Raw genomic sequence first — 20716 nt, 5'->3', positions numbered from 1 at the left:
CCTGGAAAACCCGCTGCTTTGGCGTTTGTTAATGCCCTACCCCATATCTTTATACCGTTCATCTGCACAGCTATTTTTAATAGTCACTCTCACGTAAATTTATAGTAATTTTTATTTTATCGTTTTCAGGAACATTTCAGAAACTAGTGATTAAATATAATCGACAACGAAATAGGAGGTGTCGATTATGAATAATATACTTTTATTTACTGCAACAATTGCCCTCTCAACCTATACATTTGCTGGCAACATGTCATCAGATGATAATATGAAAGCCACGTACGATCAGTCTAAAGATAAGCGCTCCTTTGAAAACATTCTCAACAATGAAGAAATGAAACGCTTACACAAACGGATGACACTCTACGGTATGTCAGAGCCTGGAATGGAGGCTCGCGTGGAAATGATTACTACTGAAGAGGGCCGGGCCTACCACAGAGCACTGGAAGATGCGGGGAAAAATACCGCAGGGTGAACCCTTCGGCCAAGTTAACTCATGGAGACATGAGCAATTAAACCATACGAACCTGAAATCAGGCTGAAATACTAAACTGGTTTTACGGTTAAAAGGGGAATGTCATGAAAAAAGTAATGGTGATCGCGGCAATCGTAGCTTTGTTTTCAACCATGGCCTCAGCCAATTCAGGTTTGGCGGACCGTATTAACGAGGCTCGCACTTATCCCGATAAGATGGTTGAAGATAAAAAAGTGGAAACATGCATGGAGCATATGAAGAAAGACGAAAAAATGAGCCAAGAACACTCATAAACCGAGTCAGATAATCTAATTGAAACAAATAACCGACCCCCGTAAAAATGGCGGAGGTCGGTTATCTCTCACTAACTGAACATTGATGTGTCACCGCTTTGGCGCCAACCGTACTACCCTCAACCGCAATGCGTTCACGATCACACTGACCGACGACAGCGACATGGCAGCCGCCGCGAAGACTGGGGAAAGCAGCACGCCTAGAAATGGATAAAGAACCCCGGCCGCTATCGGAACACCAGCAGAGTTATAAACGAAGGCAAAAAACAGGTTTTGCCGAATATTGCGCATGGTCGCCAGCGACAACCGGCGCGCTTCGACGATACCCATCAGGTCGCCACGCAGTAGAGTAATGCCCGCGCTTTCAATGGCCACATCCGTGCCCGTGCCCATGGCCACACCGACATCCGCGGTTGCCAATGCAGGTGCATCATTTACGCCGTCTCCTGCCATCACGACAACACGGCCTTCGTCTTTCAGACGTTGGACAATCTTGCCCTTGTCCTCCGGCAGGACTTCCGCTTCCACTTCATCAATATGCAGTTTGCGAGCAACCGCCTCGGCCGAGGTGCGGTTGTCGCCAGTCAGCATGACCACCCGAATACCGTCTTCTTGCAGGGCCGAAATAGCGGCCTCAGTGGTTTCCTTAACTGGATCGGCAATGGCCAGCAACCCAGCCACGCTTCCATCGACGGCGGCAAAAATGACGGTGGCTCCATCCTTGCGAAGCTCATCCGCGTCATCGTTAAATCGCGACGTGTCGATGTTCTCTGCCTCCATAAGAAGACGGTTTCCGAGCAGCACCTGCTTGCCGTCGATTCGCCCGGTCACCCCTTTGCCGTTCGGGGAATCAAAGTCTTCGGCATCCGGAAGCTTCAGATCCATGCCTTTGGCTTTGTCGAGAATGGCGTGGGCCAGCGGATGCTCACTGCCCTTTTCCAGGCCGCCGGCATAACGCATTAGATCACTGTCACTGAACCCGTTCGCCGCGACCAGTCGAGTGACTTGCGGCTTGCCCTCCGTCAGCGTGCCGGTTTTATCCACCACCACGGTGTCCACCTTCTCCATGCGCTCCAGTGCTTCCGCATCGCGGATCAGCACTCCACTCTGGGCACCACGACCAACACCCACCATAATCGACATGGGCGTAGCCAGGCCCAGTGCGCAGGGACAGGCGATGATCAGAACACTGACCGCCGCAATCAGCCCGAATGCCATGGGCGGCGCGGGGCCAAAGATTGACCAGGCGATGAAAGCGACAATGGCAATCAAAATCACCGCCGGTACAAACCAGCCCGCGACCTTGTCGGCCAGCCCCTGGATCGGTGCGCGGCTGCGCTGGGCACTCGCAACCATCTGAACAATCTGGGACAGCATCGTGTCGCGGCCAATCTTGTCGGCGCGCATGATAAAACTGCCCTGCTGGTTAATGCTGCCGCCAATGACCTGGTCACCGGATTTCTTACTGACTGCGAGGGGCTCTCCGGTCACCATGGACTCATCCACGTTGGAGCCGCCCTCAATTACCTCGCCGTCTAGCGGCACCTTATCTCCGGGGCGCACGCGCAAACGGTCACCCACCTCGACCTGATCCAGCGACACATCGGACTCGTCACCTTGATCATCCAGTTTCCGAGCAGTCGCCGGTGCCAGATCCAGCAGCGCCTTAATCGCGCCCGAGGTTTTTTCCCGGGCTCTCAGTTCCAGCACTTGGCCAAGCAGCACCAGTACGACAATCACAGCAGCGGCCTCAAAATAGACGGCAACCGAACCGTCCTCTTGTCGGAAGGCATCGGGAAAAATCTGGGGAGCCAGAGTCGCCACCAGGCTATAGATCAACGCGACACCGGTACCAATAGCGATAAGAGTGAACATGTTCAGATGACGGTTGATCACTGATTTCCAACCCCTGACAAAGAAAGGCCAGCCACACCAGACCACAACGGGCGTTGCCAATACCAGTTGAATCCAGTTAGATATTTGTGGGGCAACGATCTGATCAAGGCCGGTGAGATGCCCGCCCATTTCCAGCACCAATACTGGCAGGGCCAGCACCAAGCCAATCCAGAATCGGCGAGTCATGTCTTTTAGATCAGCCGAAGGGCCATCGTCCAGGCTTACTTGCTCGGGTTCCAGAGCCATACCACAGATCGGGCAATCCCCGGGACCCTGCTGCCGGATTTCCGGATGCATCGGGCAGGTGTACATGGTGCCCGGAGCCACGGGTTCGTCCTGTTTCTGTTCTCCACTGAGGTAGTGTCCCGGGTCGCTGTCAAACTTCGATTTGCACCCCGAAGAACAGAAATACCAGGTTTTCCCGCCATGCTCGCTGCGATGCTCCGCCGAGTGTGGATTCACCGACATGCCGCAAACAGGATCTTTGACCGTGTGCTCAGCCGTCATGGCCGATCCCTCCCTATCGAGTTCTGGTGATTAGTGATGATGAGCATTAGATTCTTTGTGTCCCGCTTCTTCGGCTTCTGTGGCCTTTTTCAGGAACAGTTGCTCGGCCACTGCGATAACAATCATGGTGGCAACCGCCACGCCAATAACAAACGGGTCAGTATTCAGTTTGACCCAAACGAAGCCACCAAGAGCGAGCAAATCCAGAACAATTGCCACCGTGGGCACCCACACATTGGCCTTTACATCCTCCCATAAATAGCGCAGAACGCCCCAATGGATAGCAATGTCCATGATTAGGTAAAAAATGATGCCCAGCGCTGCAATTCGGGACAGGTCGAAGAAGGCCGTGAGGATAAGCCCAAGCACCACGGTATAAACCAGCGTGTGCTTCTGGATGCTACCGGGCATGCCGAAATGACTGTGGGGGACCAGCTTCATTTCAGTCAGCATGGCCAACATGCGTGAGACGGCGAAAATACTGGCCAGAATGCCACCGGCGGTGGCCATCATGGCAATGGCGACGGTAAACCAGACGCCGTAGTCGCCCAATGCGGGACGCGCAGCGGCCGCCAGAGAGTAGTCCTGCGTCTTGATGATTTCCGCCAGGGACAGGTTACTGGCAACGGCGAAACCGACCAGGGTGTAGATCACCACGCAGGCTGCGATGGAAATAATAATCGCTCGCCCCACGTTTCTCTTGGGGTCTATGACTTCCGAGCCGCTGTTGGTGATGGTGGTAAAACCTTTGAAGGCCAGAATGCCAAGGGCCGTTGCCCCCAGGAAATTGCCAAAGGTTCCAGCCTCACCGGGGCTAGAGAAATCAACAGAAACACTGTCGGCAATCCAGATACCCACCAGCCCGAAAACCAGAATGCCTCCGATCTTCAGGATACCTATAAAGGAGGCCACGCCCTGAATCATTCGGTTGCCCAACAGATTGATCAGAAACGCGGCCAGAATTAGTGAGACGCCAAGAATGGGCACCATGCGACCACTTTCATCGCCACCGAACAGTTGCATGGTGTAAGAACCGAAGGTTCGCGCAAGAAAGCTCTGGGCAATCACCATCGAAAAATACATCAGCAAAGCGTTAAACGCTGTCGGTAGCCGGTTGCCATAGGCTTTGTGCAGGTACATGCCGATGCCCCCGGCTGACGGGTAGGCATTGGAAATTTTGATGTAGGAATAGGCACTGAAACTTACGATTACCGCCGCGGCCAGAAAAGCCAACGGGAAAAGAACACCCGTCATCTGCGCCATCTGCCCGGTAAGTGCAAAGATACCGGCGCCAATCATCACTCCGGTACCCAGCATAACGGTTCCCGGGAGTGTGAGACTGCCTTCCTGATAGTGCGTGGTTCTGTCGTGCTTGCTGCTCATTCAACCTCCTGTTGCTTTGAACGGCGCTTAATATTCAATAGATAGCCAGTGCTGGCTTTGATATACCTCACTTACATCAATATCGAGAAAAACGGCCGAAGAAATATCTTTGGCCCCAACATAGCCGATCAGAACGCGATACGTGCGCCAATCACGGCAAACCAGTCTTCTGTACTGCCACCATCCGCTTCGGCGAAGTCGGCGCTATCACCATACTTACGCTCATGAACAACGCCTACATAGGGTGAGAACGCTCGGTCGATCAAGTCATAGCTCAACCTGAGACCGGTTTCAGTAGAAACAAGTCCTTTACCAACGCCAATCTCCCGATCCTCGCTGAACGCCACCGTTGCATCCAGGGTGGCCGCCAGAATCCAGTAGTTGGTGAGAAGCAGCTCGTACTCCGCATCAAGCTCGGTAGAAGTGTCGCCATCCTTGCTGACATAAAGATTGGCGTCGACCTCAAACCACTGGGGCGCCAACCCGGCAACCCCCAGCACCGCATAGGTTCGATCCGGGCCTTCGGGGGTATCAAAGCGCACACCCGCTTTGGCGTCGAAGAACTTGGAGATAGGGATCTGGCCAACCAACTGGTTTTCCAGAGTTTCGTAGGCCTGCTCCTCTATCTCGTATTCCCCGGTTGTCAGCAGCCGGATTTTAAACTCGTCGGTGCCATAGAAGGCGTCTGCGTTCCAGACGCCCAGTTCCTCGTTATCGTCGCTGTAGCGGTATTCAAACTCCTCGAACTGAACACCCCAGGTTGTGAGCGGCTGTTTACGAGCGGTGGTGTCGGAGATCATTTCCTGGGCCGCCACTGCCGTTGAGAATCCCATGGAGGCAAGGAAACTGACGGCAACAACTGATTGAATACGGCTCATGCCTCTCCTCCTTCTTCAGCAATCACGTCTGTTTTGGCCTGCTTCGATTCTGGCCCACCTTCAACAATCACCTTGCGGAACATACCGGCTGCCGCGTGATAGGACAGATGACAGTGGAAAGCCCACTGGCCTGGCTCGTCGACCTCAGTTTCCATATAGACCGTGGTGCCGGGTTGCACGCTGATCGTGTGCTTGATGGGATTCCACTGGCCTGCCCCGACATCGAGAATGGACCACATGCCATGCAGGTGCATGGGGTGTGTCATCATGGTTTCGTTGACAAACTTGAAGCGAACCCGCTCACCGTATTTCAGGCGAATCGGATCAGCGTCTTCGTATTTAACGCCATTAATGCTCCAGGTGTAGCGCTCCATGTTGCCGGTGAGGCGAAGCTCGACTTCCCGAGTCGGTTCACGATCTTCATACAGTGGGTTTTGGGCCTTCAGGTCAGCGTAGGAGAGGAACTTTCCGCCATTGGCCGCCGTGGGCACGAGGCCACTGCCCTTGGCATAGAAAGGGTCGCTTGGGCTTTCCTTCCCCATCGCCATGGAACCATGATCCATGCCGGCCATGCCCGAATGATCCATTCCTTTCATGTTTGAGTGATCCATCCCGGACATACCTTTTGAGCTGCCCATATCCATGTTTCCATGATCCATACCAGCCATGCTGCCATGGTCCATTCCGTGCATTCCGCTCATGTCAGCCATGGTCAGGCGCGCAGGTTTACGCAGTTGCGGCACAGCCGCTTCCATACCCTCTTCTGGGGCCAGTGTCGCTCTGGCATAGCCTGAACGCCCCATGGATTCGGCAAAGATGGTGTATGCCTGCTTCTCTTTCGGGCGCACGATGACGTCATAGGTTTCCGCCACACCAATCCGGAATTCATCCACATTAACCGGCTGAACGTTGTTGCCATCAGCCTGCACAACGGTCATGTCCAGACCGGGGATCCGGATATCAAAGTAAGTCATCGCCGAGGAGTTGATGAAGCGCAGCCGAATGCGTTCGCCCGGCTCAAAAAGCCCAGTCCAGTTCTGCTCCGGCCCTTTACCGTTGATCAGCCCTGTAAAGCCCTGCAAGTCTTCGACATCCGCTTTCATCATCCGCATGCCGCCCCAGGCCATACGGTCCCGAACGGTGTTCATCAGGCCATTCTCGGACACGTCAGAGAAAAACTCGCCGACGGTCTGCTGCTCGCGGTTGTAGTAATCCGGCATCATCTTCAGGTTACGCATGATGCGATCACCGGAGTGCGGGTGCTTATCGGTTAGCTGAACCACGTATTCGCGATCGTAGCGGAACGGCTCACGGCCCTCGGGTTCAATCACAATGGCACCATAGGCACCGTCCGGCTCCTGAAAACCGGAGTGGCTGTGAAACCAATAAGTACCAGCCTGCTGGATTGGGAATTCGTAGGTGAAGGTTTCACCCGCCTTTATACCCGGAAAACTGATGCCGGGCACACCGTCCTGGTTGAAGGGAAGAATCAAACCATGCCAGTGGATTGAGGTCATCTCATCCAGGTTGTTGGTCACATTGATCCTGACGTTTTCGCCTTCCTTGAATCGCATCACCGGCCCGGGAGATTTCCCGTTGTAGCCAATGCCCTCCTTGACGAAATCACCGGTGTCAATTTCAACCCGGTCGACCGTCAGGTCGTACTCAGCGGCCAGAACTATCACCGGCATTAACAGGCTCAAAAGTCCCGTCAGTAGGCGTGTTTTCATCTTTTTGAACTCCAAACTGCACGTCGTTGAAGCGGGGCTGGGACACAGTCCCAACCCGTGCATTCGCGGGGTTTTCAGTACGCCGGTTTACTCAAAGTTAACGTCACCGTACATACCGGCCTGGTAATGGCCTGGCACGTTGCATGCGAACTCAATGTCACCTTTTTCCGTAAACTTCCAGACAACTTCCTTGCTCTGTCCAGGCTCAAGCAACACGCTGTTTGGATCGTCATGCTTCATGGTTTTTCCGTTGCCCATGTCCATGCTCATCATGTCGTGGTTGAGCTTGCCTCCCTGGATCACGCCGTGCTCTACCATCATCATCATTTCTTTCTGATGGCCTTCGTGCATGGATGGGGTGCCGATGTTGAACTCGTGAACCAGACTGCCCTCGTTCTTAACGACGAAGCGAACCGTTTCACCGGGCTCAACACTGATTTCTTCCGGCTCATAGTAGTTGTCGTACATTTCAACAGTGATGGTGCGAGAGGCTTCCGATGCCTTGCCCGGCTCTCCACTACCTGCACCGTGGCCACCACCATGGGCGCCGGCAGCGATGGCTGCTGCAGACATGGACATGGACGCTGCTACCAGAAAAATCTTTGATGCTTTCATTTCACTTTCTCCTACGACGACAGGTTCGTTAACACGGGTGTTGGTTAGCTCAGGACACTGAGCCATGCCAAAATAAGAACCACACCATCGCGCACTTACCTGAATCCTTGCTGAAAATGCCAGATTTTTAATCGTTCAGGCTGAATTCAGTTTGATAAGCGACACTTACACCCACTTGAGTTACGAGAGGGATGGCCCGATGCGATTACTGCTCGTTGAAGATGACCGTTTGCTGGCTGATGGTTTAAGTAGTCAACTTGAAAAGGCGGGGTTCAGCGTTGACACAACACACACGGCCAGAGAAGCCAGGATGTTGGCAGGACAGGAGGAATACCGTGCCATTATTCTTGACCTTGGCTTGCCAGATGGCAACGGCCTGGACGTGCTGAGAAAATGGAGGAAGGATCGCATTGCCTTTCCGGTATTAATTTTAACCGCAAGGGGTGACTGGCACGATAAAGTCGAAGGACTGAAAGCCGGGGCGGATGACTACCTCGCCAAACCCTTCCAGACAGAAGAGTTAATCGCCCGACTGAATGCCATTGTGCGTCGAAGCGAAGGCCGCATTCATTCTCTGGTCAAAGCCGGGCGCTACGAGTTGGACGAAAATCGTCAGAGCCTGAAATCCGACGATGGCACCGAACACAGCCTGACAGGTACCGAATTCCGCCTGCTACGCTGCCTGATGAGCCGTCCCGGGCATGTCTTCTCGAAAGAACAGTTGATGGAACAGCTCTATAACCTGAACGACAACCCCAGTGAGAATGTGATCGAAGCCTACATCCGAAGATTACGGAAGCTTGTCGGCAACGATACTATCTCCACCCGTCGCGGCCAGGGGTATCTGTTCAATGACATTGCTTAGAAAGCCGGCTTCCGTTAAGGGAACTCTGTTGGCGCTGTTACTGCCTGCTGGCATCGCCCTGATGGGCCTTGCATGGCTGGTACACGGTGTTTTGTTGGACCGAATGTCCCGGGATTTCGTTGAGACGCGGCTGAAAGATGAAGTGGCATTCCTTGAACATCAGATTCGTGATTCCGACGGCAAACTGGACACCCTCCAGACTGGTGACTACTTTCAGGAGGTCTTTCACCACGCATTTGCCATACATTCACCGTCCAGATCCATTATTTCACCGGATTCCTGGGCGCCAGTATTGATGTCACTGATTGAATCCGGGCAGGACGGAACCCATCGTGTACAGGACTCTGGAAAGGCCGATACGCCAGCCGATATTCTGGCTTACCGGAAGTCATTTCGCGTGGGCGACACGCCTATCGTGGTGATTGTGTCCGAGGATCTGGGCGCACTGAAACGCAGCCAGGCCGAGTTACACGCATGGACGGCGATTGTCTCCATATTGCTGATTTTACTGCTGGTCGTCGTAATCTGGTTCGGCATCAACCTCTCCATGCGTCCCGTTGTAGCCCTCAGGGCCACATTAAAGCAACTTCAGGACGGCAAAGTCTCTCGGATTCATGTCAGGGCACCTGAAGAATTCCGCCCACTTGTACAACAGCTCAACCAGCTCCTCGACTCTCTGGATCAACGACTGGAACGCTCAAGGGACGCTTTGGCAAATCTTTCCCACAGCGTAAAGACCCCGATTGCCGCTGTCCGGCAGATTCTTGAGGACACCAGCCGCCCGCTATCCAACGAGCTGCGGCTCCAAATGACCGCAAGACTCAACGACATCGACAAACAGCTTGAAGCAGAAATGCGACGGAGCCGCTTTGCAGGACCACAAGTCGGAAAAAGCGCTTATCCCATGAAACAGGCCCGGGATCTGGTCTGGATGCTGGGACGACTGTACACGGAAAAATCCTTCGAATTGTCGAGTTCTCTCCCCGAGGATGCCCGCTGGCCGATTGAGGAGCACGACCTGAATGAAATCATGGGCAATCTCCTGGATAACGCAGGCAAGTGGTCAGGCCGTTGTGTGGAGCTTTCACTGTCGCAAGGCTCCGGAATGCTGAACATAGATGTCGTGGATGATGGCCCGGGGGTCACAGACACCGAGATCGGCAAGCTCGGACAAAGAGGGCTGCGACTTGACGAACAAACACCAGGCCACGGCCTCGGACTCGCCATTGTGCGTGAAATTGTCGAACGCTACGGCGGAACTCTTCAGTTTTCTGCGGGGGCTGTACGCGGACTGCAGGTGGTGGTGGACATCCCCCTGACGGTTCCAACAGCCACTTATTAACCCGGCCACCGAGGATGCAGTTCATCAATCACATACCGGTGGGAATGCTCCGCTTCCGATTCCGTTATGTGCGGGTGGTCGCGTGGCAGGTCATGATGGCTATGGGCAATCACCAATGAATCATCGGCGGGCCACAGTCGGGTGGCTGCAATCAGGAAGACAAGTCCCAGAACCGCCAACACAATCAGCGTTGGCTGGATGCCGGCAGATGAGCCAAGCCATCCCGCCAGCGGATAGGCAACCAACCACCCAGCATGAGAGAGCGAGAACTGCGCAGCAAAAAACGCCGGGCGATCTTCACCATGTGAGGACTGGGTGAGCAACCGACCTATTGGAGTCTGTACTGTTGAGAACCCAGTACCAAGCAACGCCCAGACTGGCAACAGCGTGTAGATACTATCCACGAACAGGGCCGCACCCAAGCCACCGAGCAATACCCATGCCCCTGACAGCATCACTGGGCGATCCTTCCATCGTGTTAGTAAAGCGGGCAACACCAGAGCCGCCAGCATAGAGCCGCCCCCAAAAGCGGCAAACGCCATGGCGGTGTGCTGAGCCGTCAGGCCAAAACTGCCCTGCACGATTACCACCGTGTTCACAATCACCATCGAACCGGCCATGCTGACCACCACATTCAGCGCCATCAGCCCTCGAAGTCGCGGTGTGGCCATAAAGATGCGGAACCCGCGGCGGGCCCGCTCATAGATGCCCCGACGTTTCTCCGGCCTGGACCCAACCGGAAGAATCACCGACACCACCAACAGTGCAGACGCGAGGAAGCCCACCACCGTGCCCGAGAACAACCCGTGCCAACTGGTGACAAGCAGCAACACCGCGGCCAGTGCCGGACTGATCAGGTTTTCGAGGTCGTAGGCAAGGCGCGAAAGGGACAACGCCTGGGTGTAATCATCTTCGTTCGGCAAGGTATCCGGTATGGTGGACTGAAACGTCGGCGTGAAGGCTGCAGACGCCGATTGCAGTATCGCGATCAGCACATACACTTCCCAGACCTCAGTCACAAAAGGCAGTGCCAGCGCTACGGCGGCTCGCATCAGGTCCAGCGAAACCAACATCACCCGGCGGGGTATACTCTCAGCCAGCGCCGCTGCCAGGGGGGCGATAAACACGTAGGCGACCATTTTGATGGCCATGGCCGTGCCAACGACCTGCCCCGCCTCGTCGCCGGCCAGATCAAACGCCAGGAGGCTTAACGCAACCGTTGCCAGGCCCGTTCCCAGCAGGGCCACCACCTGAGCTAAAAACAAATGCCTGTATGTACGGTTCTGTAAAATCTGAAGCATGGTTCTCCTAAAACACGAGGCTATGCCCCATCAGTTACGGGGGCGTGTCATAGGCGCCCACCCAAAGGTATGGGCCAAAATATCCGTCAGCAGCGTTCCCATTGCTTTGGCTCAGTCTAACCGTTAAAAGCCCGCAACCTTTGGTTCAACGGGCCTTTAAGTGACCTCCGGCTTTACAATTTGCCGGAATGATTAGCGCCAATGGGGTTGCCGAATTCATCGACAAACACGAACAGTTTCGCCCTGTTTTCATCGGCGGAATCAGGGTTATCAAACTGGACTACCCATAGTTTGCCCTCTGACGTAGAACGCTGCTTGGCGGTGCCCATAGAAACCTGTGCCCAGGTAGACCCAATCTGTTCTGAACTGACGAGTTGCTGCTTAACCGCAACGGCCCGTTCAGTTGCCTGGTCTTTTGAAACAGGCTCCGCTGCGCCATGGCTGTGCCCCGCCCCGGCGATTGCGTTGCCTGCAAATGACAGAGACATGACGATTGCGAAAGCGTGGATGATCTTTTTCATGAGATAACTCCTGATTGAAAATGGTTGGATTACTTTTTACCTATGCCGTTGTAAAACCCACTGGTTTCAAGAACAACTGTGACCGTTTCGCCTCCGTTATTCTGCCAGTACCAGCCATGAGTACCGTCAAAGGGCGCCTCGAAGGCGCCACTCGCAGATACTTGGTCGCGCCCCTGCCAGTAACTGGTAAAGTTGTCACCATCATTGAACCGCTCACCGTGCATATCAAAGCTTACGGGGCCGCCCTCGGTGGTCCAGTTAAAGACCAAGCGGTCACCCTTTGACATTGTGGCTTTCACTTCCAGCCCCTCGTTCGGCTTTAAAGTAACGGTAGTGGCATCGGAATCCAGTCCTCCTGACGCTTTCCAGACAGGGCCAGCGGGAAGCGATAACATGTTGCCCGATGATGAAGCCGAAGCCGTCTCTGTCGATGTTGATTCTGCCGCATTGGCCTGACTGAGCACGGTAAGCCCCATCGTCTGGCCCAGTCCCGTCGGATCAATTCCGTATTCAGCAGGAAGAATGGTTGTGACCAGAACCACAAGCCCTATAGCTGCAGCCACTCCGGTCGCTTTGAAAAGGCTTTTCGAGGAAGGGAGCCCCTCACGATTCATATTTGAAATGTCTTGCATGATTTATCTCCTCAGGAAACCGTGTAAAGGCCTGTCAGCTGATAGCCCATCAACATGAAACCGGCGCTCATTAGCAGGACGTTGGCTGCAAGCGCCTGCCGAGGAAAAACATCGGTTCTACGCCAGAAATTCATAGCAATCAGAATGATGCCCAAAGCCATCAACTGACCAATCTCAACACCGACGTTAAACGCCAGGATATTGGCCACCAGACCATCTTCCGACAACGTGAAGTCCTGGAGCTTTGTGGCCAAACCAAACCCATGGAAAAACCCGAAAATCAGGACAGCGCCCTTGGTATTTGGCTGAAAACCAAACCAACGCCGAAAAGCACCAAGGTTATCCAGGGCCTTGTAGACCACAGAAAAGCCGATGATTGCATCCACCATATAAGCGTTAACGTTGGTCTCACTGAGCACGCCGTACAGAAGAGTGACACTGTGCCCAACCGCAAAAAGAGTGACGTAGATACCCACGTCCTTCATGCGGTAGAGGAAGAAGATGACCCCTGCCAGGAACAGGAGGTGGTCATAGCCGGTGACCATGTGTTTGGCACCGAGATAGATAAACGGCAGCAACTGTGCCCCGCTGGCCTGCTCTATAAACGTGGCGTCACCTTCCTCGACACCATGGGCAAACAGCAGGGGAGAGAACATCAGGCAAACGAAGGCCGTCGCAAAAACGGATAGCCACCGCGCACCCGGGCCTGCGCATGAAAAGCGCAGAATCGGCTTCTGATTCATTCGGTTATCTCCGATAATATCGACTTAAATTTATAAAGACGCTAAGGCGCCAATCATTTTTAAGTTTTCAGGCTTTCGGAGGGCGATAAAGTGCGGACGTTTGCTCCGGCAAGGGAGACGGTGTTTTTTGAAGCTCAGGTTTGTCCTGACGGCGGGAAACCGGCACTGCCGCCAAAGTGAGAGGCATGTGCTTTTCAACTGCGCCAAACGCATGAAGTAGTAGATGATCCCGGTCCGACATGTCCGGAGTATAAACGTGGAGGTGCTCAAGTGAGGACGGATGAGTATGACCGTGATTCTCGACAAACTTTGCAATAGAAAGGCTCTGTGACGCCTCATGAACGTTCTGATCTGAAGCCCAGGCGACACTATAGAGCATCATCAGTGACAGCATGGCCACCACCGAAATTTTTCTGCCTGTGGAAAATCGAGCCTGGCTCAAAAGCACGTGGTATCTCATCAGCGTCGATAATTTGTCAAGGAGACTATCCAAGTCCGGTCTACTTTGCAAAGGTGCGTTTTGAAACACTTAGTTTCGGGCAGCACCTAAAGCGCTCCGGCGAAACTCGCACGCTCATTGTGGTGGCATTGACCCTGGCGATGATGGTCTGGGAAATCCTCGCCGGGATCATTTACGGCTCGATGGCGTTGCTGGCCGTATTCGCGTCATACATGGTCATCGAGAGCGTTGGCCGCTTCATTCAACCGGTCGATATTTCATTCGATGGCGCGATTTTAGTGGCCTTTATCGGCTTGGTAGTCAATGGCGTTTCCGCCTGGATACTGGGTGAGGAAGGCCATGACCATGGCCATGATCATGGCCACGGACACGGCCATCACAACCACGATGATCATAACCGCAGAGCTGCGTACCTCCATGTGCTCGCCGATGCCCTGACGTCGGTATTGGCAATCGTCGCCCTTCTTGCCGGAAAATACGCGGGATGGAACTGGATGGATCCGATGATGGGTATTATCGGTGCCATACTGGTGACGCGCTGGTCATGGTACCTGCTCAAAGATACCTCAAAGGTACTCCTCGACGAGCAGCACCAGGACATGGAAGAGGCGGTAAAACAAGCCGTAGAGGACAACGACGCCAAAGTCAGTGATCTGCATGTGTGGGCGATTGGGCCAAACATTCATGCAGCCATTGTCTCGGTTGTCTCCCACCAGCCTGAGTCACCCACTGTTTACAAAAGCCGCATTCAGAACCAGTGCCAGTCACTGGTGCATGTAACGGTTGAGCCGCTACGGTGTGACTGAATCCGGGAGTTGGCTACTGACAGAATCACAGATACCGGGCAATGGCCTTGAATTCGTCCGCACAACGTTGCTGATCCGGTGCCAGAGGTCCGATGGCATCGTCTAGGCAGTGTTCAATGTGACCCTGAACCAACACCCACTTGAGGCATTTAATGATGTCCGGATGCGATGGGTGCGTGTATTCATTGACCATATTTAATTCTCACCCCCCATGAGGGGGATGTTATCCTTGGGCTCCATTGTAATCCAACAACCGGATCTGTGCTCTGAGACTTATGATTACGGCCATTCACCGTAAAAAGCTGCTCGCGACTCTGATCATGCTACTGGCCCTGGCAGGCTTGTCTCTCTCGGTGATCGGTGAGGCTTTCTCGCACGGTGTGGCTGAACTGCAAGAAAGCCCGGAAATCGGTCAGGCCAACCAATCACACAGTCATAACGGGCACAGCCACGATGTCGGTGAAACGGGTAAAGTTTCACCGCATCACGACGCCGGCAATCATACCCACGAGACAGTAGACCAACTGCCAAGTCCTCTTGCCTCCCAAAGCATCGCCGCGCTCCGGCAACCGGCACCCTTTGTCGGTGGCTCTCCCCGCAATTTGCGCTATCGGCTGGAACGCCCTCCTAAAGCACTCCTTTCTGCTTGATTCTTGCCGCCTACGCGGACCTTAAAAATTTGATTGGAGTCTTTATGTTGTCAAGCTTGCTTGACGATTGCCGTAATGCGCGTCTAGCGCGCGGAGGCAGTCGTCTCTTCTGGATATTTCTGACACTCGGATTACTGAGCTTGAGTACCGATGTGCTGGCCCATGCTGTCGCCCAAGGCGACAAGGGGTACATTCAGGAAATCACCGGTGTAAACCTCATTGCGTTCATCTACCTCGGGGCCAAACACATGGTCACCGGATATGATCACCTGCTGTTTCTGTTGGGTGTGATCTTCTTCCTCTACCGCATGCAGCACATTGCCATATACGTGAGCCTGTTTGCGCTGGGGCACTCCACCACCATGTTGCTGGGCGTGTACTTCAACGTCGGCATCAACAGCTACATCATCGATGCGATTATCGGCCTGTCTATTGTGTACAAGGCACTGGACAACATTGGAGCCTATCAGCGCTGGTTTGGATTCCAGCCCAATACCAAAGCAGCCACGCTCATTTTCGGGTTCTTCCATGGCTTTGGTCTATCCACAAAAATCATTGAATACGACATCTCGTCGGATGGACTGATTCCGAACCTTCTCGCGTTCAACGTGGGTGTGGAAATCGGACAGCTCATTGCCCTTGCCATGATTCTGATTGTGATGAGTTTCTGGCGTAAAACCGATGGTTTCTTTCGCCATGCCTACACCGCCAATGTGGCCATGATGAGCGCAGGCTTCCTGCTCTTTGGCTATCAGGTCACCGGCTATTTTGTCGCTTAATTCTGGAGATTCACTATGTACAACACTGATATGCCCAACCGTGAAGAATTACCCAGTACCCCGAGACTGATTCGCTCAACGATCATCGCTGCCATCGTGGCGCTGTTATTGCTCGTTTCCGTGGTGATGCCTGCGGAATATGCCCTGGACCCAACGGGTGCGGGCCAACTTCTGGGATTGACTGAAATGGGTGAAATCAAGGAGCAGCTTGTCGAGGAGGCGGCTGCAGACGCTGCTGCCCAAATGGTTGCCGTGCAGCCTTCGGCGGAACAGACGGCACCGCCAGTTGCCAAACCTGTTCAGGAGACAGCCTCGGCTCCAGAACCTGAGCTTGCGCCTGCCGAGGAAGATCCAGCATCAGAACCAATACCTGCGGAACCACAGTGGCAGGATGAAGTGCGTGTAGTTCTCACGCCAGGAGAAGGCACTGAGTTCAAACTTACCATGGAAGAAGGTGCGACAGCCCGATTCTCCTGGGTGTCTGAAGGCGGCCCGATCAATTTCGACACTCACGGCGATGGCAGTGGCCAAAACATCTCTTACGAGAAGGGCCGAGGCGTTCCAGCAGATGACGGCAAGCTTGTGGCGGCGTTCACTGGCAACCACGGCTGGTTTTTCCGAAACCGAAACGACAACAACATCACCCTCGTGCTGAGAACGGGCGGAGATTATGGCGAGTTGCGAAGAGCGTTATAAATCCGGGTGATCCTACCAAGGGAGGGCCGGTCTCGCGGCCGGCCCTCCTGCCAACTATTCAGGGTATTAGAAATGCACTGCAATAAGTCGCCATGGCCCGCTTTATGCTTAAACCTCCCCAAGACACCAAAACCGTCAACATTTCCTCAATGGCCGTGGGAGGGGAACAGAGCCATGTCGCTACTCACATCGCTGATCAAAGCCAGCACCCAGTTCCAGCAGGCCATGGAAAAGAAACAGCCGGCGGCATCGGGCAATGCGGCACCAAAGCCCACAGCCCCGGAGGCGCCGGCTTCCGCAACTGATGACCGGTTCACCCTGTCCGAGCGGGCGAGTTTCGATACCGGCCACCCCAAGTCCACCCGATTGCAGATGGCGGAATACAAACAAACCGTCGGGCAGGACCTTGCCTATATGCGAGAAACGCTGCGGCATAAACTTGCCGAATACAAACTCAACCCGGCAACCAGTGTGGAAGTCTCGAAGAACGACGAAGGCAAGATCAGCGTTGGCGGCGGCATACCAGAGGAAACCCGCAACCGAATCGAGCAGGACCTGAACAACAGCAAGCCGTTCCGGGAGGCGTTCAGCCGTCTCAGTGCCAGCGAACCCACCCTGCATTTTGTGGACAACGCGCTCAAGCTGAACAAAGCCTACGGTGTGAACAACTCACTGCTGGATACCCTGGTCAGCGACAACCAGCAATTCAACGGCCTGCAGGACCTGGCGCACCGATACGACAGCCTGCGCAGAACCATAAATACCGATCAGGCCACCAACTACGCAGACCGCAAAAATTTCGCCCTGAGCCTGAACACCCGGGCCTGATTCCGTTAAATCCGGAAGGGCTCGGGATCTCCTTTACCGACGCGAGTTACCTCAGGCGCATCCCCTGTCATGTTCACCACGGTGGTCGCCTCCAGGCCGCAAAAACCACCATCGATGATCAGATCCAGCTCGTGCTCCAGAGTTTCCCGGATGTCATAAGGATCCGTCATCGGGTCCTCGTCACCCGGCAATATCAGCGTGCTGCTCATGATGGGTTCGCCCAGCTCCGCCAGCAGCGCCTGCACAATGGCGTTGTCCGGCACCCGCATGCCAATGGTCTTGCGTTTGGGGTGCAGCAGGCGGCGCGGTACTTCACTGGTGGCGTCCAGAATGAATGTGTAAGCCCCCGGCGTGAAGTTCTTTAGAAGCCGATACTGGGTGTTATCAACCTTCGCGAACACGCCGATATCCGACAGGTCCCGACACATCAGGGTGAAGTTGTGCTTGTCATCCAGGCGGCGAATACGTTTGATTCTATCCGCTGCCTGCTTGTCACCGAGATGGCAGCCGACGGCGTAGGCAGAATCCGTCGGGTACACAATAACGCCTCCCTTGCGGAGAATATCCACGGCCTGGTTGATCAGACGTTTCTGGGGCGTTTCCGGGTGAATCTGGAAGAACTGGCTCACTGGCCACCTCCGGATGCAAAGGCCGGGTCGTTTTTGGAGCCGCCCATGCAATTGGGAGAGTCGGGCGCTGCCTGGCCGGACGCCTCCCACTCCTGTGGTGAATACACGTGCAGCGCCAGGGCGTGGACGCCACCGGCCATTTCGTCCGCCAGTACTTTGTAGATGGCTTGATGCCGCTTGACCTTGCCCTGCCCCTCAAATTCTGGAGACACCAGGGTCACCTTGAAATGGGTTTCAGAGTTGGGTGGCACGCTATGTTTGTGACTCTCGTTTTCAACCATGAGGTGTTGGCTGTCGAACGCGCTTGTCAGCTTTTGTTCAATGGCTTGTTGTGTGGACATAAACAGGCCTGCTCCTGATTGAATGTGTTATGGAACAGTCTACTACACCAAACGCTATGTTACCTTGACAGGATACCAACAAAGCGCCATCTTCCATCCCCATCCGAAAACTGCTTCCGACTTATGCGCCTGTACATTGCTGAAAAACCAAGCCTGGGCCGGGCAATTGCTGCCGCCCTCCCCGCTCCGCATCAAAAGGGTACGGGCTGGATTCGTTGTGGCGAGGGAAGCAACGCCTGCACCGTAAGCTGGTGCATTGGCCACCTACTGGAGCCGGCGGAACCCGGGCAGTACGACCCGCGCTGGAAAAAATGGCGACAGGAAGACCTGCCCCTGTTTCCAGAGCGCTGGGAGGTAATGCCCAAAGACAGCGTGCGCCAGCAGCTCAAGGTATTGGAATCGCTGATCCGCAAAGCGGAGACCATCGTCCACGCCGGCGATCCGGACCGGGAAGGCCAACTGCTGGTGGACGAAGTCATCCGCTACACGGGCGCCACCTGCCCGGTGCAGAGAATTCTGATCAATGATCTGACTCCGGCGGCCGTGGCAAAGGCCATCCAGGCACCAAAAGACAACCTCGAATTCCGCCGTCTGTCCCATTCCGCCCTCGCCCGTCAGCGAGCGGACTGGCTCTATGGCATCAATCTCACGCGCTTCTATACGCTGTCGTATCAGCAACAGGGCCAGCAGGGCGTATATTCCGTTGGCCGAGTACAAACGCCGGTGCTCGGGCTGGTGGTGGCTCGGGACAATACCATTGAGAACTTCCAGCCCAAACCCTTCTTCCGCATTCAGGCAACGTGCCATGCAGTGGATGAAGAATTGGACCAGCAGGCGTTCACGGCGCGCTGGCAGCCCTCTGAAGCCTACCGGGAATACCTGGATGAGGATGACCGGTTGCTGGACAGCGACGTGGCCAGGCAAGTTGCCGAGGCTGTCGAGGGGCGGCCAGGCAAGGTTACAGAATCCCGTTTCCGCGACAGAAACGAAGCGCCACCTTTACCGCTCTCACTCTCTGCTTTACAGATCGACGCAGGACGACTGTTCCGGATGGGCGCGAAAGACGTGCTGGATACCGCCCAGAACCTGTACGAACGCCATCAGTTGATTACCTATCCCCGTTCGGATTGCCGCTATCTGCCGGAAGGGCATTTTGACCAGCGGCAGAGTGTGGTTCAGGCCATTGGCAATGTCGCCGGCGAACTGGCAACGGCGTGTGAGGCGGCGGACCTGAACCGCCATACCGAAGCCTGGAACGACAAAAAGGTGGATGCCCACCATGCCATCATCCCCACGGCCAGAAAGGCTCCCAATGGGCGTCTGAGCGAGGCTGAGAAGAATATTTACGAACTGATCAGCCGATATTACCTGATGCAGTTCAGCACAGACGCAATCCACCGGGAAGGCAAGTTGACCGTTGGAATTGGTGATCACACTTTTAAAGCAACCGAAACCGCTGTTCTTCAGCCCGGCTGGAAAACCCTGGAAATCCGTCAGCGGGAAAGCCGACAAGAGGCCGCCAAAAGTCCTCTCCCCCGCCTGGACAAAGATGATCCCATACTCTGTGACTCGGTGGACATCGCCGAGCGCAAAACTCAGCCGCCCCAGTATTTCACCGACGCCACGCTGCTGTCAGCAATGACCAACATCGCCCGTTTTGTCAGCGACCCTGAGCTTCGAAAAACCTTGCGCGAAACCGATGGGCTGGGCACTGAGGCCACACGGGCGGCGATTATTGACACCCTGTTCCGGCGCGACTATTTATACCGGGACAAACGCCACATCCGGTCAACGCCGAAAGGTAAGGCGTTGATTGAATCGTTGCCGGAGTCTGTCAGCAAGCCGGATACGACCGCCATTTGGGAAGCCACCCTGGAAAGTATTCGCCGGGGCGAGGGCAACCCCAAACAGTTTATTGCGGATCTGAAAGAACAGATACGCGGCTTCATCAACACCCCTGAGCAAGAAGCCAGGGCAGCCCCATCACCCGAAGGGCAGCCCCATTGCCCCAAGTGCCGCGCCCCGATGCGCCAGCGCGAGGGCAAGTTTGGTGCCTTTCATGCCTGCACACGCTTTCCGGACTGCAAAGGCACGCGGCCCATTGAGGACCAGTTGCCGGCGGATGGCACGGGAGAAAAACCTATTCCCTGCCCGCACTGTTTTTCGCCATTGGTGCGCAGAAAAGGCAAAAAAGGCTGGTTCTGGGGCTGTAGTAATTTTCCCGGCTGCCGACAAACACTGGATGACGACAATGGAAAGCCTGCGATTCGTTTACGCAACACTACATAACGACACTGAAGCGAAATTGCGGATTTGTAATAATATGAAGCTGAATTCAATAACCAT

The 20716-nt window shown here is 54.7% G+C and carries 23 protein-coding genes; 10 read left to right on the top strand and 13 right to left on the bottom strand.

Annotation, left to right across the window (positions count from 1 at the left end):
• The first annotated feature begins 187 nt into the window (after window positions 1-187).
• A complete protein-coding gene (locus AC0B60_RS02615) occupies window positions 188-475 on the top strand; it encodes a hypothetical protein (protein ID WP_465083756.1) in 288 nt (95 codons plus the stop codon).
• Window positions 476-579: 104 nt separating this feature from the next.
• A complete protein-coding gene (locus AC0B60_RS02610; protein WP_465083755.1) occupies window positions 580-768 on the top strand; it encodes a hypothetical protein in 189 nt (62 codons plus the stop codon).
• Between the two features lie 90 nt (window positions 769-858).
• On the opposite strand, the gene AC0B60_RS02605 is transcribed toward AC0B60_RS02610, so the two are convergent.
• The 5 genes from AC0B60_RS02605 to AC0B60_RS02585 all read right to left on the bottom strand — a co-directional run bounded on the left by AC0B60_RS02605 (window position 859) and on the right by AC0B60_RS02585 (window position 7777).
• Window positions 859-3171, bottom strand: a complete 2313-nt coding sequence (locus AC0B60_RS02605) for a heavy metal translocating P-type ATPase (RefSeq protein WP_465083753.1) — start codon at window positions 3169-3171, stop codon at window positions 859-861.
• A gap of 30 nt (window positions 3172-3201) precedes the next feature.
• A complete protein-coding gene (locus AC0B60_RS02600; RefSeq protein WP_465083751.1) occupies window positions 3202-4554 on the bottom strand; it encodes an APC family permease in 1353 nt (450 codons plus the stop codon).
• Between the two features lie 128 nt (window positions 4555-4682).
• Window positions 4683-5432 carry a copper resistance protein B gene (locus tag AC0B60_RS02595; protein ID WP_465083750.1) on the bottom strand — a complete coding sequence of 250 codons (750 nt, stop codon included), beginning with the start codon at window positions 5430-5432 and terminating at the stop codon, window positions 4683-4685.
• Window positions 5429-7162 carry a copper resistance system multicopper oxidase gene (locus AC0B60_RS02590; RefSeq protein WP_465083748.1) on the bottom strand — a complete coding sequence of 578 codons (1734 nt, stop codon included), beginning with the start codon at window positions 7160-7162 and terminating at the stop codon, window positions 5429-5431. The genes AC0B60_RS02595 and AC0B60_RS02590 overlap by 4 nt, the downstream gene beginning before the upstream one ends.
• Window positions 7163-7249: 87 nt before the next feature.
• Window positions 7250-7777: a cupredoxin domain-containing protein gene (locus AC0B60_RS02585; protein ID WP_465083746.1), complete on the bottom strand. Its 528-nt coding sequence runs from the start codon at window positions 7775-7777 to the stop codon at window positions 7250-7252.
• Between the two features lie 199 nt (window positions 7778-7976).
• Here AC0B60_RS02585 and AC0B60_RS02580 point away from each other — a divergent pair, with 199 nt between their 5' ends.
• Together AC0B60_RS02580 and AC0B60_RS02575 are read left to right on the top strand one after the other, a co-directional pair.
• Window positions 7977-8642, top strand: a complete 666-nt coding sequence (locus tag AC0B60_RS02580; RefSeq protein WP_465083744.1) for a response regulator transcription factor — start codon at window positions 7977-7979, stop codon at window positions 8640-8642.
• Window positions 8629-9984: an ATP-binding protein gene (locus tag AC0B60_RS02575; protein ID WP_465083743.1), complete on the top strand. Its 1356-nt coding sequence runs from the start codon at window positions 8629-8631 to the stop codon at window positions 9982-9984. The genes AC0B60_RS02580 and AC0B60_RS02575 overlap by 14 nt, the downstream gene beginning before the upstream one ends.
• Here AC0B60_RS02575 and AC0B60_RS02570 read toward each other — a convergent pair.
• The 5 genes from AC0B60_RS02570 to AC0B60_RS02550 all read right to left on the bottom strand — a co-directional run bounded on the left by AC0B60_RS02570 (window position 9981) and on the right by AC0B60_RS02550 (window position 13575).
• On the bottom strand, window positions 9981-11285 hold the full coding sequence (locus AC0B60_RS02570) for an MFS transporter (protein ID WP_465083742.1): 1305 nt from the start codon (window positions 11283-11285) through the stop codon (window positions 9981-9983). The genes AC0B60_RS02575 and AC0B60_RS02570 overlap by 4 nt on opposite strands.
• Window positions 11286-11458: 173 nt before the next feature.
• A complete protein-coding gene (locus AC0B60_RS02565) occupies window positions 11459-11806 on the bottom strand; it encodes a DUF6488 family protein (RefSeq protein ID WP_465083740.1) in 348 nt (115 codons plus the stop codon).
• Window positions 11807-11835: 29 nt separating this feature from the next.
• Window positions 11836-12438 (bottom strand): hypothetical protein, encoded by a 603-nt coding sequence (locus AC0B60_RS02560; protein WP_465083738.1) that lies wholly within the window; start codon window positions 12436-12438, stop codon window positions 11836-11838.
• An 11-nt stretch (window positions 12439-12449) separates the two neighbouring features.
• The gene (locus tag AC0B60_RS02555; protein ID WP_465083736.1) at window positions 12450-13181 is read right to left on the bottom strand and encodes a HupE/UreJ family protein; all 732 of its coding nucleotides are present in this window, start codon (window positions 13179-13181) and stop codon (window positions 12450-12452) included.
• 67 nt (window positions 13182-13248) lie between these two features.
• Window positions 13249-13575, bottom strand: a complete 327-nt coding sequence (locus AC0B60_RS02550; protein WP_465083734.1) for a hypothetical protein — start codon at window positions 13573-13575, stop codon at window positions 13249-13251.
• A 119-nt stretch (window positions 13576-13694) separates the two neighbouring features.
• Here AC0B60_RS02550 and dmeF point away from each other — a divergent pair, with 119 nt between their 5' ends.
• Window positions 13695-14447: a CDF family Co(II)/Ni(II) efflux transporter DmeF gene (dmeF, locus tag AC0B60_RS02545; protein ID WP_465083732.1), complete on the top strand. Its 753-nt coding sequence runs from the start codon at window positions 13695-13697 to the stop codon at window positions 14445-14447.
• A 25-nt stretch (window positions 14448-14472) separates the two neighbouring features.
• Here dmeF and AC0B60_RS02540 read toward each other — a convergent pair whose 3' ends face one another.
• Window positions 14473-14640, bottom strand: coding sequence for a metal-sensitive transcriptional regulator (locus AC0B60_RS02540; RefSeq protein ID WP_465083730.1), 168 nt, complete (start codon window positions 14638-14640; stop codon window positions 14473-14475).
• 82 nt (window positions 14641-14722) lie between these two features.
• Between AC0B60_RS02540 and AC0B60_RS02535 the strand changes: the two genes are divergently transcribed.
• The 4 genes from AC0B60_RS02535 (at window position 14723) to AC0B60_RS02520 (ending at window position 17400) form a co-directional block, all read left to right on the top strand.
• A complete protein-coding gene (locus AC0B60_RS02535; protein WP_465083729.1) occupies window positions 14723-15097 on the top strand; it encodes a hypothetical protein in 375 nt (124 codons plus the stop codon).
• A gap of 44 nt (window positions 15098-15141) precedes the next feature.
• Window positions 15142-15876: a HupE/UreJ family protein gene (locus tag AC0B60_RS02530; protein ID WP_465083727.1), complete on the top strand. Its 735-nt coding sequence runs from the start codon at window positions 15142-15144 to the stop codon at window positions 15874-15876.
• Between the two features lie 15 nt (window positions 15877-15891).
• A complete protein-coding gene (locus tag AC0B60_RS02525) occupies window positions 15892-16572 on the top strand; it encodes a hypothetical protein (RefSeq protein ID WP_465083725.1) in 681 nt (226 codons plus the stop codon).
• A 174-nt stretch (window positions 16573-16746) separates the two neighbouring features.
• Window positions 16747-17400 (top strand): hypothetical protein, encoded by a 654-nt coding sequence (locus AC0B60_RS02520; RefSeq protein WP_465083724.1) that lies wholly within the window; start codon window positions 16747-16749, stop codon window positions 17398-17400.
• Window positions 17401-17405: 5 nt separating this feature from the next.
• On the opposite strand, the gene AC0B60_RS02515 is transcribed toward AC0B60_RS02520, so the two are convergent.
• Window positions 17406-18029, bottom strand: coding sequence for an L-threonylcarbamoyladenylate synthase (locus tag AC0B60_RS02515; RefSeq protein ID WP_465083722.1), 624 nt, complete (start codon window positions 18027-18029; stop codon window positions 17406-17408).
• Window positions 18026-18370, bottom strand: coding sequence for a BolA family protein (locus tag AC0B60_RS02510; RefSeq protein ID WP_465083720.1), 345 nt, complete (start codon window positions 18368-18370; stop codon window positions 18026-18028). Before AC0B60_RS02510 ends, AC0B60_RS02515 begins: the two co-directional genes overlap by 4 nt.
• A gap of 123 nt (window positions 18371-18493) precedes the next feature.
• Between AC0B60_RS02510 and AC0B60_RS02505 the strand changes: the two genes are divergently transcribed.
• Window positions 18494-20659, top strand: coding sequence for a DNA topoisomerase III (locus AC0B60_RS02505; RefSeq protein ID WP_465083719.1), 2166 nt, complete (start codon window positions 18494-18496; stop codon window positions 20657-20659).
• Window positions 20660-20716: the final 57 nt, after the last annotated feature.

This window comes from Marinobacter sp. V34 (assembly GCF_055524115.1).
The sequence above is the reverse complement of the archived record's forward strand: the minus strand, read 5'-3'. Positions and strand labels throughout refer to the sequence as shown.